The following is a 15,803-nucleotide window of genomic DNA, read 5'->3' on the forward strand; positions in this document are numbered from 1 at the left end:
CGTAGTGCTCGTGTAAATTCATGCTCGACATCCAATTCGAGATGGGGATATCTCAATGAAGCATGGTGCAAAATTCCACTCTCGCTTTCATTGATAAAGCGTAAACCAGTATGCAATGCTTGTGCTTTTACGGGCAACACCACCAAACATACTGCCAAAAGGCCCCATCGCACCGTTAGCGTCATTGGCAATCTCGCTATAGCCTGCCAATGCTTGCATGTAACGCTCGGTATTATTGCGCTGACGACTCATCTCAAACGCACTCAGAATACCGGCATCAATACCCGCTTTTTCCAACTGCTCGCTAATTTCGATCTCTTGCAGAACATTGTTAAATTCAATATCCCAGCAGTCTTCAGAATACGCCCTCAGTACATTACGAGCGGCACGCACTGGTGCCAGAGCAATCACAAATTGCCACAGACGGTCGGCCTGAACACGCTGTGGTAATGGAAGTTGCCTTAACCAAAAGGCAATTAACGTAAAACGTTGGAAGTCTTCATCGTGATCGCTGAACAGGCTATATCCAGGCTGGTATTCGCTAAATTTATTGATGTACACATCACCACGACAGCATTCATCACGCTGTAGATTCGGTTCAAGCAAAGCGATCAAACTCGCTTGATCCTCTTGAGGTTGCTCGGCACAAAAATAATCACGGACACGCTCAATATCGCTTTCGCTTAAGCCCTTGCCTTCAGGACAATGATAACTTCCTTGAATAAAACTCTGTTTGAGAAGGTATTCAACCGCCATCCGCCAGATATTGTTTTGCTCAATATAGGCGAACAAAGCACGAGTTACCTCATCGCCGATCTGCTGGTGATAATCACGGTACAACTGGTAAGCCGCCAGAGCAAAAAAGCCCATCTGTGGTTTATCCCAATGTATTGGGTCACATAGCTCACGAGAAGGACGTAGAACACTCTCCACTCGCTGAAAATGCTTGTTGTAGAGCAATTCATCTCGGTCATTAAAGGCAAAGAAAATCGACTGCACATCACGCGTTAAAGCTGGATCTTGCAAATCGGATGGTTGCTCAAGCTGCGGGTCTGATAACTGACTGTAACGACGATAGTAATCTTGGTGAGATAGCAGTGGCTGATCGTCATCGGTCAACGACTCCATCATATATTTATTTAACTCACGTCGACCCAAAGCGTGATAAAACACATCAACAACACGTAAATATTGCTGCTTTCGCTCTTCAAGCCATGCGAGTTGATTGTTCGATGTAACCGTAAGCGTGGTTACTAGGCCATTGCTTAACTCGATCGTTGTCTCTTCACCAAAGTGGTCAGTAAGTAAATCTCCTCGAACAAGGGACAGAATATCTTCTAACTCTTCATTGACCCCTTGGTTGTTGTATTCCCAGTCATGGACAAAATCATCAATATGCATTGCCATCTCTGGAGCGTGGGCTGCTGCCAGAGACAATATTTCTATCTCTTGCAATGAGTGCAGAGCATCAATATCAGAGCCATCTTCAATATATCGCCACAGTCGCTCACCTTGCGGCATTGCAATGATTAACGATTTCAATATCAAGCTACCGTAGTTAATGTCAAAGCGGCGATCATCGCGTTCACGATAAGAACGATACTTAGCTCGGTCTTGCAATGCGCTCTCCGCTGGACGAACAAGTGGGCCAGAGACTTGGCTTTGAACCCAATGCTGCATGTCATAAGCTTCGTCTTCAAGCGTACTGCCAATAAACGCCTGCTGCATAAATGCATCTTCTGCTTCACTATCATCATAGAAATCGGTGTGAGCAAACAGGGTTTGATACAGCCACAACACGGGTTGATACGCCATCAAATCCTCTTCCTCATCACTGTGTTCATTAATACTGGTCAGCAACACAGGTTCAGCTTGAAAACGCTCAATCACCATCTGCTTAAAGCTCGCGTAAACACATGGATTTTGTTGCAAGTACTCACCTAGCGGTTGGTTTATCAACTCTTTGCTATAAATCTCTTGCATAAACATCCCCAAGCGAAAGATCGAGTTATCACACCAAATAAATGCTTTGATAATTTCAGGATGCCAACCATATTCCGCGAGTAGTGTAGAGAGATATTCTTCATATTGAGTCGCATGCTCGTCATCCCAATAAGGAATAAAGAACTGTCCAATTAAATATGCGTACTGCAGATCCGTTTTAGCCAACATATAAATTGCTTCAATACCAAATACTCGCATGTCATCGAGCCACATTTTGTCGGTATCATTCATGCGACGACTGTAAGCAACAATCGCTTTTGCGGTCGCAACGACCGCTGGTCGAATTTGCGGATATTGCAACGCTGCCGCAAACAAAATCGGCTCTGATATATACACTTCTCTATCATCGGTTATTTCACGATTGTAATAGTGGCTTCCACCTTCTTGACCACAATTAAGCGCAGATTTCAGCAACTCGAGATTGCTGCCCGCATCACTTGGCTGTAATCGACGAAGGCCTTCCGTCGTTTGCTGTTTAAATTCGACATCAAATTGCTGCTTATTAAAGGCGGTACCATCGTTCAACATGCTCTGATACTGAATCAGTGCCGATTCTATTTGTTGCGGATCTTGAATATCGATAGAAATAATCTGGTGTTTATCAAATTGATTCATAAAGCAATACTGCATTAATTAAATAACTTTAATTACAGTAAGTTAAAAAGATAAACAGTCAAAGGTGAGAATACTAAAAGCAGATATTACGCAGCTTAGCCATCCAACTCGCTGATTTTACTCATCCTCAAGCAATACAGGATCTATCTGTTTCAGGATTGAATTCTTTTATCTCATTTTGCATTTAGACTTTTTCTATTACTTGATTGTTAGAATTGTGAGTGGGGTCTAGTATTTACGTAAGTAATTGTAACTGCGCTTTTAAGCGTTTTTGTCAAACGCCTCGACATTGGGCGCACAACCAAGTTGGTTTATAACAATGAGCGAAACTCCATCGACCTCCCATTTTGTCCGTAATCTTTTTATTACCGTCATCATTGCTGCGGCATTAGCAGCCGCCAGTTATTTCTATGTACAACATCAAAAAAACTACCCAAATACTGACGATGCTTATGTGCATGCCAATGTGATTTATATTGCGCCACAAGTCAGCGGTAAAGTTATTGGTGTGAATGTCTCTGATTATCAACAAGTCAGCAAAGGCGACTTGTTATTTCAGATTGATCCCGCGCCGTTTCAAGCACAATTAGATGAAGCACGAGCAGCTTATGAAGTAGCACTACAAAATAATGCGGCAACAGACGATGCGATTCTTGCGGCAAGTGCCAATGTAAAAAGTGCCGTGGCGCAACTAGCCGATGCACAATCCACTTATCGCCGCATCAACGATTTGGTAAAAAAACAGCTATTACCTGCACAACAATTGGATGATGCAAAAGCCAAACTATCCAGCGCAGAAGAAAATGTGATTGCCGCACGCGCGAACATGTCGCAATTAATTAAATCACAAGGCGCACAAGGCACTGAAGCTCCAGAAGTAAAACGCGCTGCAGCGGCACTTAGCCAAGCCACGCTTTCTCTTTCTTACACCAACATTTTTGCTCCGCAAAGCGGCCACTTAGGCAAACTTAGCGCCCACACCGGTAGCGTCGTTGCTTCTGGTCAAGCTCTAGTGCCGCTCGTGGAAGACAACACTTACTGGGTGCAAGCGAACTACAAAGAAACTCAATTAGAAAATATTCGTGTCGGCATGCCTGCCACCATTGAACTGGATTTGTATCCAAAAGCAGCTTATCACGGTGTGGTGAAAGCAATTTCTCCAGCGAGTGGCTCTTCATTCTCACTGCTCCCACCAGAAAATGCGACGGGTAACTGGGTTAAAATTCCACAGCGCTTTCCAATAATGATCCAATTGACCAACGTTGATGAACACCCAGATTTTCCATTGCGTGTTGGGGCGAGTTCAAACGTAACCATCGATACTGTTCACGCTCAACCTCAGCAACAAGAGCAGTAATATGGCGGAGATAGCTCTCTCAAACTCCGAACAGGAGCAAGAGTCGCAAGTAATGAGTGAGGGTAGCCGTAAATTGGTTACCCTTGCCGTGATGCTCTCTGCGATCATGGTTTTACTTGATATGACCATCGCCAACGTCGCCCTACCACATATGATGGGCGCTCTTGGGGTGACTTCTGATCAGGTAACTTGGTTCTGACTTCATACTCAATGGCGGAAGCGATCTTTATTCCGCTCGCCAGTTTTCTGTCGCTGAAATTTGGCGTACGCCGCTTGCTGCTGCTGTCCGTCACTGGCTTTGTGATTACCTCAGCATTATGTGGTCAAGCTGATGGCATTGCAGAAATGGTCACCTTCCGGGTAATGCAAGGCGCGTTTGGTGCTGCGGTTATTCCCCTTTCCCAATCCATCATGGTGCAAATCTACCCCAAAGAACAACGGGGTAAAGCAATGGCACTGTTTAGTGTTGGGGTATTACTCGGACCGATTCTTGGCCCAACTCTCGGCGGCATCATTACCGAAAATATGGATTGGCGCTGGATCTTCTACGTCAATATGCCAATTGGTGCCATCTGTCTTGCGTTGATCTACTTTTTCGTCAAACTCGACGGTCGCGGAAAAACCAGTATTGACTGGCCACTGGTGATCGCCATGACCATTGGTATTGGTCTACTGCAAATGGTGCTCGATAGAGGTAACGAAGAGTCTTGGTTTGAATCCAATCTCATCTTGTTCAGTGCGATTATCAGTGCCATTGCATTGGTCTTTTTCATCGCTCGCTCAATCATAACCAAAGGCGATATTGCCCCTATCTGGCTGCTCAAAGACCGCAACCTCGCAATGTCATGCATCGTGATGGCAGGCTTTTCAATGGGGATGTTTGGCATCACCCAATTACAGCCGATGATGCTCGAGCAGCTATTAAATTATCCGGTAGAACTGACTGGATTTATGATGGCACCACGCGGCTTAACGTCAGCAATTGTATTGCTAATGATGGCGCGCTACATGGACCGCATTGATGCTCGTTTGCTGATTGTCATTGGTTTGTCACTCAATGTGCTGGTACTTACTTTATGACGCAGTACTCGCTACAAATTAATACCTACTGGATTTTGCTGCCGAGTATCATTCAAGGTGCAGGGATGGGATTGGTATTCGCGCCACTTAGCCAATGGCTTATGCCACGCTAGCAACAAAAGACACCATTGGCGGTGCCGTGATCTTTAACTTATGTCGAACCATTGGTGGATCATTTGGTATCTCGATTGTGAATACCTACTTCTCTCGCATTCAGCAGCAAGAGTGGAATCAGTTGGGTGGCTCCTTATCGCCCACCAATCCAGCCCTACAACACGCCGCACAAGCGCAAGGCGTACCGATCACCGATCCATCGTTTATCGCCCAAGTACAAAATCTACTACTTCAGCAATCGACGTTACTCGCCTTTGTCTACACCTTTGGCTTTCTACTTATTTCCTACATGCCTAATTCCATTATTGGCACTGTTTAACGAAGACCAAAACCATAAAACAACAGCCCCTATCGATTTGGGGCTGTTATCTAATTACTCACACACATAATATTGAGCAAAGACTTACCGGATATGTGCGTTATTTTACCGCTAGTAAATAGCGCCGTATGGTCACTTCCCCAATATGGTAGATGCATTGGCCATTGGTTACTTTGCATCACATCTGCAGCCAGTAAAGTTTGCCACTGATCTTGGCTTGGCACACTCATATCTAATTGCTGGCAAACCTGGTTGCTATTGCAAAATCTAGTCGGCTCCATGGCTTGTCATATTCCATATAGAACTGTTCATCACTCAGCGGCAAATACGGTACGCTGAAAGAAACATCCCTCTATTTTTATTTCACGACGAATCGAGATTCTAGCTTGGATGGAGCAGCGGCTTCTTTAGGTGGCTTTGCTGCGGCGATAGGGCAGGTTTGCTGGAGGAATAATCGTCATCGACTGACGTTTGGCTGGCTTGCTTGCTTGTGCTTCAATTTTACGCGCCGGCACAACCGAAGGCGGTGCGCCTTTTACCACTTCACGAATAAAGGCTTGTTGATACGGTTTGAGTTGCTTTACTGCACGCAAATCTGCTCGCTTGAGTAAAGTCTGATATGGACCAATCAAACAACGCGCATTTTTCCTTCGACTTTGCCCATCACCGCTAATATGTGGGTAAATCACTTTTGCTTGCTCAAGAGTTAAAGGTTTGGCTAAAACACCACATTGAATCCAAAATGTTGATTGATCGCCTTTGGGCTGCTGTTTGCCCCATAAACCTTTGCCAATTGGGCAGCAGAGAGTAAAGGAAGTTCATGCGCTGAAGCCTGAGTGGCATCACAAAAATTCTTGGGCGCTGACTGGCATTACTGCGCCAGCACCCACTAGAGTAACAATTGTCATTAACTTGGCACGCTGCAAATTAAGCGGCAGCAATTTTATATCCATATCGGCAAATCGACCTTTATTGTTATTTTCTTGGCTAGGTTTGGGTGAAGCTTAGAAAGACTCAAATTAGAACAACCTTTTGAAAAACGTTCCTTTAAAATCCATTTTCACCTCCACTCAGCCAGCAGAATCACTCGATTGTAAATTACTTTGCGTTGAGAAAATGTGAATGCAAAAAGAGCCGTGTTTTAATTCGGCTCTGAGTGTAAAACTTTGCCAACGTGTGATCTTGGACGTAGATCACCTATTTATTGCAAGCTACTTGCTGGTTCGACAACTGGCAAAAATGTCTAAACCATCTTGATAAACCTGAGTTTTTACGTCCATCACACCCAGCAGTGAGTGGAACAGATTGTCATGAGAGTGGGTATCAATTTGTTGAGCTTTTTGTTGTAAGCAATCACGATTAATATGCTTCACTTGCTCAAAACCTGGTGACATCCAGACAATAAGCGGCACAGTTTTTTGTAGATCAGGGGCAATTGAATACGGTGCACCATGCAAATACATGCCGTCTTCACCTAGAGACTCCCCATGATCCGAAAGATAAATCAATGCCGTGTTGTATTTGCTTTCTAACTTGGTCAAACGCTTAATCAACTGACTCAAAACATAGTCGGTATAGCGAATGGTATTGTCGTAACTATTTACGATCTGCTCTCGACTACAGTTTTCAATATCAGCCCGCGGACAATCAGGCTGAAATACCGCCATCTCTTTCGGATAGCGTTTGTAATACGTAGGGCCATGGCTGCCAATCAAATGCAGCGCAATCATACGGTTGCCATCTAATTGTTCGACGTTTTTATCAAACCCATTCAATAACACCATATCGTAGCAAGTATCTCCATCACACTGGGCATCGACATTATGGCGATTCATCATCTGACGTTCGATACGGTTCGCAACCCCTTTGTCGCCACCATCATCGTCTTCCCAAATCATGGACACACCAGCGCGCTTAAGAATATCAATCGCATTATCTTGATTCGCCGCTTTATCGTGGCTGTAAGTATCATGGGTTAAGATGGAAAACATACATGGCAATGATACCGCTGTTGCCGTGCCGCAAGAGCGAACGTCCTGAAATGAAATCACGCCAAGTTTGGATGTAAACGGATTGGTTTCACGATCATATCCGTTCAATTGATAATTGTGTGAACGAGCGGTTTCACCAACCACTAACACCAATAAGGTTGGTTTAGTCTTCGCTTTGCTCCAGAGCCATTTGGTGGGCATCAAGACCAATCTCTTGATAAGGCTCAGGCGTAAAAGTAAGTACGATGAATATACTTGTATGTTGAACCCACGAACTCTGTCGGCACGATCACGCGCTTAAGATAACTATTATTGCGTCCAACCGATGCGTAGTCTTGGTAGTACAGACCCGCTATTGCCACAATGACCAATACAGAGACCAACATTGAGGCCATTTTTTGCCCCACGACCATCAGAGCGCTTTGTCGCTTTACTTTCACCGTTGCCAATAACAGCGCTGGCAGTAAACCCAACACCACAAACCAAACAACCGAATAGGCACTAAGATATGAACCAGCTTCACTGCTGTCAGTCTGCATGATATTGGTGATCATATCTGGAGTAAAAATGGTGCCATAGTTGAAACTGGCATAGCTGACCAAAGCTGAGCTTACGAGAAGCAACATAAAGAATGGTTTAGTAATAAACGGCCAACTAAACACATTAAAATGAGGTTTAACGCAGCAAAGAAAAACAGAGGAATGGTAATAATAAAGCCAACCTTCACCGCTTCCATCTGGCTAAAGATATGCTGTAGTTCTTTATAAATCGGAAGATTCAACACTAAAGCAAAATAGAGTGCCAGCAATGCGGTTATGGCCATATAAGATAACGATAAACGTCTCATAATCTACTCCCCTTTAAACTCATCACGTTGCTGGAACCGAAAAGCTGGTTATAGCTTTCTAGATTAAGTGTAGACCTAGCATCTAACCTTCTATTGTATTGGCTGTTATTCACCCGAATGTCCCATTGGTTGTGTTGAGGTGCAAAAATGCAGAAATAAAAACTGCATATGAGACAACAATTTGCACAGAAACTCGAAATAACTCAGCAGAAACATAGATTCCATATCTGAAATTTGTGGTTAATAGAAACAAAAAAAGCCGCATCAAAATGCGGCTTTCTAAAGCAAGGTTAAGCGTTAACCTTTGTAAATTTTCGGGTTAAATACATCGCGTAGCCAGTCACCCAATAAGTTAATCACCAAAACTAATGTCACGAGAACGAGACCTGGGAAGGCAGTAATCCACCACGCACCAGAGAAGATATAGTTAAAACCAATACTAATCAAAGCGCCAAGTGATGGCTGATCGACAGGCAAACCTAAACCCAAGAATGACAGCGCCGCCTCAGACATGATGGCATTTGCCACTTGCACGGTAGAGATAACCAAAATTGGTGATAAACAGTTTGGCAAAATATGACGGAACATAATACGTGGCGCTTTAAAGCCCATCACGTGCGGCCTCCACATATTCTTCTTCTTCTCTGCCAATACGGAAGCGCGAATAGTAGTGCATACTGTGGCCACTCTGCCACACCGATAATCACCACCAGCATGAGAACGGCATATTGACTATAAAACTCGTTACCAAAACTGGCTTTAAAATTGCCGAAACAATAATCGCCACCATCATGGTAGAGAAAGAGAGCTGCACATCGGCAAACCGCATCAAAAAGCTATCAATACGGCCACCAAAGTAACCCGCAGAAAGGCCAATGACGATACCTAAAAACAACTGCAAGCCCACCGCCATAAAACCGATAGTCAGAGACAAACGTGAGCCATACAAAATCGTCGATAAAATATCGCGCCCTTGCTCATCTGTACCCAGTAAGAAACGCTCATCACCCTCTTCCATCCATGAAGGTGGTAACTCAGAGTCCATAATATCAATTGACGCGAGATCATATGGGTCTGTTGGTGATTAATGGAGCACTCAGCGCCAACACCAAAACATCATAAATACCGCAAAGCTGACCATCGCCACTTTGTCGCAAAAATAGTAGAGAATGTCTGACTGTTTAAATCGCTCCCAACGAGAAGGAGCTGCTACAACTTGTTCCATGATTACCTTTACCAGTTAGATTTACGGTTGGGTTAATTAAGCCATATAGCAAATCGACAATGGTGTTGGTCACGACAAAGATAAGCCCAACAAAATAACGTAAGCAGTGATAAGTGGCGTATCTACACGGTTTATCGCTTTAAAATAGAAGCCGGTGCCCGGCCATTGAAATACGGTTTCAGTCAAAATGGTGTATGCCACCATCGTGCCGATCTGTACGCCACCAACAGTCAGTACTGGTAACAATGTATTTTTCAGTGCATGTTGGTAGTAGATTTTTCAGCTTCAGGCCTTCGCCGTAGCAAACTTAATGTATTCCGAGCCCAACACTTCAAGCATTTCAGCGCACTAAGCGAATAAATAGCGGCAACATAATCGAAGCCAGTGCAATACATGGCAAAATTAAGTGAGCAAGACCATCAAGCGTAAAATAGCCAGACTCCCAACCCAATACATTAGCGGTTTCGCCTCGCCCATATGACGGTAACCAGCCGAGCTCAATCGAGAACACATACATCAACATAATGGCGGTTAAGAACACAGGAATGGAAATACCAATACTGCTGCCAGCCATGACCAATTTGGTGAAGAAACTTTTCGGATGAATCGCCGAATAGACGCCAAGTGGGATGGATAAGCCGACGATAATCAGCGATGCACCAAACACAAGTTCGAGTGTCGCGACCAATTTATCCAGAATGACTTCCACCGCTGGGCGTTTGAAAAAGTAAGATGTGCCTAAATCTCCTTGCAGCGCATTAGTAACAAAACGAGTGTATTTGGTAATAAAGGGATCGTTTAGTCCCATTTCGTCACGCAGTGCTTGTCGCTCGGCTTCTGACACCGACTGCCCTACAAGCTCACGTAATGGGTCACCCAGGTTATCCTGAATGGCAAACGCCACTAAACTGATCACAAACATCACTATCAGTGCCTGATATAGGCGCTTGACCAGAAACGAAAACATTCCCTGCCCCTTAACTATCCTTGTTGCTACGTAGAAAGGCCACGCAGCCATTACAACTTTTATCGATACACCAATCTATATTTGAATTTAGGGAGCAAGCGTAGCGCTCGCTCCCTAATGTGCATCGAAATTTATGCCTTATTTAACCACTAGGTCTCCAAAGTAAGGCATTACCATTGGGTTAACGATTGCAGCTGCGCCAACATTCGATTTAGAGCCCCAAGCTTCACTTTGCCAATGCAGCGGAACAAACGCCGCATCGTTGTACAGAATACCTTCTACTTTTTGTAGCATTGCTGCACGTTTGACTGGATCCGTCTCTACGTTTGAATCTTCAATCAATTGGTCAACTTCTGCGTTTGTAGTAAACCACAGTTGTATTGGCCTTTACCTGTTTCCGCATTACGAGTCATGGTCAAAATTCAGTTAGGTTAGCTGAATCTTCTGTATCTGAGTGCCAACCAATCATCAGTAGATCTGCCGCACACAAATCAAACTCAGGCCAGTATTGCGCTTTAGGCATGGTTTTTAGGTCAACTTTGATGCCAATTTTTGACAACATCGCTGATGCCGCTTGAGCAATTTTTGCATCGTTCACATAACGGTTGTTTGGCGCGATCATGGTAAGTGATAAACCATCTTCGTAACCCGCTTCTTTCATCAACTGTTTGGCTTTTTTCACGTCATAGCGAGGAACGAGGGTTTCATCGTAACCCATGTAGCCTTCAGGGCCTTGTTGGCCAGCCGTGGTCGCAAAGCCTTTCATGATTTTCTTCACGATGCCTTCGTTGTTAATCGCATGAACGATAGCTTGACGAACACGCACATCTTTCAGCGCCTCATTCCCATTTTGGTTCATTTGGAAACTGATTAAACGCGTGCCTGGCAGCGTTACTAGGTCGATACCTTTTGCATCCATCACACGCTTGTGATCGTTTGGCGCAACAGGGTGAATAAGATCTACGTCACCAGAAAGAAGAGCAGCTACGCGAGTCGCATCTTCTTTGATTGGTACTAGCGTAATGTTATCTACGTTGCCTTCAGACTCTTTATCCCAGTAATCTTCAAAACGTTTAAATTCAACTTTTACGCCTTGTTCACGTTCGGTCACGATGTAAGGACCGGTCGCTGAAATATTGGTCGATGCAAATGAGTTACCATGCTTGATGATGGCATCTTTTCCGTACCGTCAGCCGCTTTTACCAGCATAGAACTTACTATCCATTGGGAAGATGTAAGGTTTGCAGCACAAGTGGATACTTACCTTTAGAAACCAAATCCACTGTGTAGTCATCCACTTTGACCATTTTCTCATATGGGTCAAAGATAGCTTTAAAGTCAGGTGAATCTTTCAAACGCTCAAAAGTCCACACTACGTCATCAGCCGTCATCTCATTACCCGAGTGGAATTTTACGCCCTCTCTTAAATGGAAACGGTAAGTGGTGTCATCCACACGCTCCCACTTTTCTGCTAAACGAGGTTCAAAATCCAATTTTTGAGTAAAACGAACCAGCGGATCCATCACCATGTGTGACAGCTGCAGCGTACCACCTGACAATTGCTCATGTGGGTCAAGTGATACCGGGTCAGCATCATACGCAATCGTAATATCTGCGGCTGATGCGCCAAAAGTTAAACCTGCAGCCATCAAAGCTATGACTAGCTTGCTCTTCATGGTTTTCATTGCATAACTCCTTATGCGGGAATCCAATCCCTAGTTGTTGTATTTGCATCTAATAATATTCAGCGGCATGACCATGCCGAGAATGACATCGGCTTATGCCGTTTTTACTTCTTCTCGCAAGCCAGTGAACTCTGGCATTAAAGAAATCAGATGTTGGCTGTACTCATGCTTAGGGCGCGTAAACAGCTCTTCTGTTGGTGCCACTTCAAGCAATGTTCCCATCTTCATCACTCCCACGCGATCGCACATTTGGCGAATCACCGGCAAGTCATGGCTGATAAACAGCATGGTGAGATTGAGTTCATCTTGAAGATCTTTGAGTAAGTTGAGAATTTGCGCCTGCACCGACACATCCAGTGCCGAAGTAGGTTCATCACAAATCAATAGACGTGGACGCGTCGCCAGTGCGCGGGCAATCGAAATCCGCTGACGTTGACCACCAGAAAACTCGTGTGGGTACTTCACCGCCGCCATTTTGCCCAAACCAACATGATCGAGCAGATCATTAACGATCTGTTGCGTTTCGGTTTCATTGCGCGTCAGCTTATGGAAGCGAATCGGCTCAGCAATGATGTCAAAAATTTTCATCCTTGGGTTCATCGAGGTATATGGGTTTTGGAACACCATCTGCATTTGACGACGTAGCGGGCGACGGGCTTTTTCTGAAGTGAGCGCCGTAAGGTCGATGCCTTCAAACGTCACCTTGCCTGAGTTAGGTTGATATAAGCCGGCAATCACACGAGCAATAGTCGATTTACCCGAACCAGATTCACCAACGAGACCAAAAGTCTCGCCTTCACGTACTTCAAAACTGACATTATTCGATGCCTGCACGTATTCACGGCGGCTCTCAAATAAGGAATCTTTGGTCGTAAAACGCAGATTGACGTTTTCTACTTTGAGTAATGGACCAATATAGCTACGCTGATCTTGGCTTTGCCCTAACCAATGGTTTTTGATGTCTAAAGGTTTATGTTCAGACGCTTGCTCGATATAACTCACCAATGGAAAACGTTTCAGTTTTACATCGGAACGAGGAACGGCGGAAATCAGACTGCGTGTATAAGCATGGTCAGGATCACCGAGCACTTTGGCGGTTGGACCAAACTCGACCAAATCGCCGCGATACATAACGGCAACACGATCTGTTACGTTAGAAACCACACCCATGTCGTGAGTAACCAACATACAACCCACGTTATTCTTTACACATAACTCACGGATAAGGTTGAGAATTTGGTCTTGAATCGATACATCCAGTGCCGTTGTTGGTTCATCAGCAATGATCAGATCTGGCTCGCCAGCAAGAGCAATGGCGATCACCACACGTTGGCGCATACCACCAGAAAACTGATGCGGATATTGTTTAAGGCGGTTTTCAGGTTGAGGAATACCCACTTGTTGCATCAAAGACAAAGCTCGCTGATACGCTTCTTGCTCTGACACTTTCATGTTGGCATGAATAGTTTCAGTAAGTTGATGCTCCACAGTAAAGAGTGGGTTTAACGAGGTCATCGGATCTTGAAAGATAAAGCCGATTTTTGATCCTCTTACTTTGCGCATCTCAGAAGGTGATAATCCAGAGATTTTCTCACCATCCAGAAAAACTTCTCCGCCAGCAATAGTGCCAGGAGGGCTAAGCAGATCAATAACTGCGTTACCAACGGTAGATTTACCAGCACCCGATTCACCAACCACACCGACAATTTCGCCACGCTCAATATTGAACGACAATGATTTTACCGCAGCATGGACACCATGACGCGACGGATACTCAATTCGAAGGTTTTTAACTTCTAGAAGTGACATTACCAGACCTCTACTGCTTTGGCAGTTTTCGCCCTGTCTGAAAAATAGAATCCATTCATTAACCAGCATTTCATGCTATTATTATCAGTGCTCAATCTGGCAAATATTTTACATTATTGCAACCTTTGCGATATAAAATATTATTCCTGTATACATTTTAAGCAGCCAATTTCAGTCAATGTGCATATTTATACCATCTATGCATTACCAACTGTGACAAGTCATAAGAATATACCTCTACACAAAGCGATTTAACACTCACTTTCTAACAGATAAATCTATATTTGGCATAATTAACCACTGAATAAAACCACTCAATTTAACAATCACAAAACAAAAATATGAATCGATAAAAATATCAGCATATTTGTTTAATCTTTAGGCATTTAAATGGTTAATAATTCTTCAAACCAATTTTTCTTACTCAGTTAGAATTTGCGAACATTTTGACGACGAGCTCACGTTATTTTTATCGACGCTTGTGAGAATTCGACAAGATAACACTGATGTTTTTGTGCGAATCTAACTTCGAGGATCGGTTGAGAAAAACATCCAAACAAAATAACCGCGCATTATCAGTGCATAAGAATGTAGAGAGATGTGTTGGGTATCAGCGATAAGAAATAAAGAGAAGTTCCGTACATTTGGATTTCTAGAGACTGGCATTACATTGGACTGGCATTCCAGCTCCTGAGTCGGCATGTGCAGACTTAGTTTTAGGCTTGAAATGCAAAAAAGCCCTAGTCTTTCGACTAGGGCTTCGTATGGTGGTCGGTGAAGAGGGATTCGAACCCCCGACCCTCTGGTCCCAAACCAGATGCGCTACCAAGCTGCGCTATTCACCGAGCATGTATTCTTTAAGAAGAATGGGGTGGCTAACGAGACTTGAACTCGCGACAACCGGAATCACAATCCGGGGCTCTACCAACTGAGCTATAGCCACCATAGTTTTTTACCGATATTTCCTCCAGGCTTATGGCGCGCCCGAAAGGATTCGAACCTTCGACCTTTGGCTCCGGAGGCCAACGCTCTATCCAGCTGAGCTACGGGCGCATGCCCTATCGGCGGAGAGGAATAATACGGATATCACACTATTGCGTCTAGTACTTTTTCAACTTTTTTTATCGTTTGATGCCTTTTTCGACAGCAAAGAACAAATATAACGCAGTCTGCCGTGTGATGTAACCCCGCTCGTTGAGAAGTTATTGTTTATTGCAACAACTTATCGAGATATAATCACTCACTGTTTACATTGATTTAACAGTGAATTTGATCTGTATCTCAATCAACAGACTAAATAAAAGGTAAGAACCAACTTACCCTCAGGAATGTATAGTGAGTTTTATGGATATGTCTCGAAAAATCTTAACCGCTTTGGTTGCTGTAGCAACATTTTCTAGTGCGTCTTTTGCAGCCAGTGTAAGCCAAGAAGAATATGATGCCATCGCAGAAAGGATTAAACCTGTGGGTGACGTTTACCTTGCGGGCAGTGAGCCTGTTGTTGCAGCGGTCCCTTCAGGTCCCCGTGATGGTGCGACCATTTATGGCACTTTCTGTACAGCGTGTCATGCAACAGGCGTCAGTGGTGTTCTATCTCGGCAGCGCCGATGATTGGTCACCGAATTGCCCAAGGCAGAGATATTCTCAACAATCATGCAATTAATGGCTTTAACGCGATGCCAGCAAAGGTGCGTGTATGGATTGTTCTGACGATGAAATTATCGCGGCTATCGATCATATGATTGAAGGGCTATAAGCCTGTGAAAAGGCTTGGTTAAACCAAGCCTTTG

Annotated in this window: 5 protein-coding genes, 3 tRNA genes and 6 pseudogenes; 3 read left to right on the plus strand and 11 right to left on the minus strand. The window is 44.2% G+C overall.

Going from position 1 to position 15,803, the window contains the following annotated elements:
* Window positions 1–87: 87 nt before the first annotated feature.
* Window positions 88–2,619, minus strand: a complete 2,532-nt coding sequence (locus Vt282_RS13285; RefSeq protein WP_232055058.1) for a hypothetical protein — start codon at window positions 2,617–2,619, stop codon at window positions 88–90.
* Window positions 2,620–2,938: 319 nt separating this feature from the next.
* On the opposite strand from Vt282_RS13285, the gene Vt282_RS13290 reads away from it, so the two are divergent.
* Window positions 2,939–3,976, plus strand: coding sequence for an HlyD family secretion protein (locus Vt282_RS13290; protein ID WP_162063607.1), 1,038 nt, complete (start codon window positions 2,939–2,941; stop codon window positions 3,974–3,976).
* Between the two features lie 52 nt (window positions 3,977–4,028).
* Window positions 4,029–5,559 (plus strand): annotated as a pseudogene (locus tag Vt282_RS13295) (DHA2 family efflux MFS transporter permease subunit).
* Here Vt282_RS13295 and Vt282_RS20660 read toward each other — a convergent pair.
* From Vt282_RS20660 to Vt282_RS13340, 10 genes and pseudogenes are all read right to left on the minus strand, one after another.
* A complete protein-coding gene (locus Vt282_RS20660) occupies window positions 5,540–5,719 on the minus strand; it encodes a hypothetical protein (RefSeq protein ID WP_232055059.1) in 180 nt (59 codons plus the stop codon). The pseudogene Vt282_RS13295 and the gene Vt282_RS20660 overlap by 20 nt on opposite strands.
* Before the next feature lie 177 nt (window positions 5,720–5,896).
* Window positions 5,897–6,178: a hypothetical protein gene (locus Vt282_RS20665; protein ID WP_232055060.1), complete on the minus strand. Its 282-nt coding sequence runs from the start codon at window positions 6,176–6,178 to the stop codon at window positions 5,897–5,899.
* A gap of 522 nt (window positions 6,179–6,700) precedes the next feature.
* Window positions 6,701–8,327 (minus strand): annotated as a pseudogene (locus Vt282_RS13305) (phosphoethanolamine transferase).
* A 297-nt stretch (window positions 8,328–8,624) separates the two neighbouring features.
* Window positions 8,625–9,552 (minus strand): annotated as a pseudogene (locus tag Vt282_RS13310) (ABC transporter permease).
* Window positions 9,509–10,519 (minus strand): annotated as a pseudogene (locus Vt282_RS13315) (ABC transporter permease). The pseudogenes Vt282_RS13310 and Vt282_RS13315 overlap by 44 nt, the downstream one beginning before the upstream one ends.
* Before the next feature lie 138 nt (window positions 10,520–10,657).
* Window positions 10,658–12,204: pseudogene (locus Vt282_RS13320) on the minus strand (ABC transporter substrate-binding protein).
* Window positions 12,205–12,297: 93 nt separating this feature from the next.
* The gene (locus Vt282_RS13325; protein ID WP_162063608.1) at window positions 12,298–14,013 is read right to left on the minus strand and encodes a dipeptide ABC transporter ATP-binding protein; all 1,716 of its coding nucleotides are present in this window, start codon (window positions 14,011–14,013) and stop codon (window positions 12,298–12,300) included.
* Window positions 14,014–14,781: 768 nt separating this feature from the next.
* A tRNA-Pro gene (locus Vt282_RS13330) sits at window positions 14,782–14,858 on the minus strand.
* Between the two features lie 22 nt (window positions 14,859–14,880).
* A tRNA-His gene (locus Vt282_RS13335) sits at window positions 14,881–14,956 on the minus strand.
* 33 nt (window positions 14,957–14,989) lie between these two features.
* Window positions 14,990–15,066, minus strand: a tRNA-Arg gene (locus Vt282_RS13340).
* A 291-nt stretch (window positions 15,067–15,357) separates the two neighbouring features.
* Between Vt282_RS13340 and Vt282_RS13345 the strand changes: the two are divergent.
* Window positions 15,358–15,769, plus strand: a pseudogene (locus Vt282_RS13345) (c-type cytochrome).
* Window positions 15,770–15,803: the final 34 nt, after the last annotated feature.

The organism is Vibrio taketomensis (assembly GCF_009938165.1).
GTDB lineage: Bacteria > Pseudomonadota > Gammaproteobacteria > Enterobacterales > Vibrionaceae > Vibrio > Vibrio taketomensis.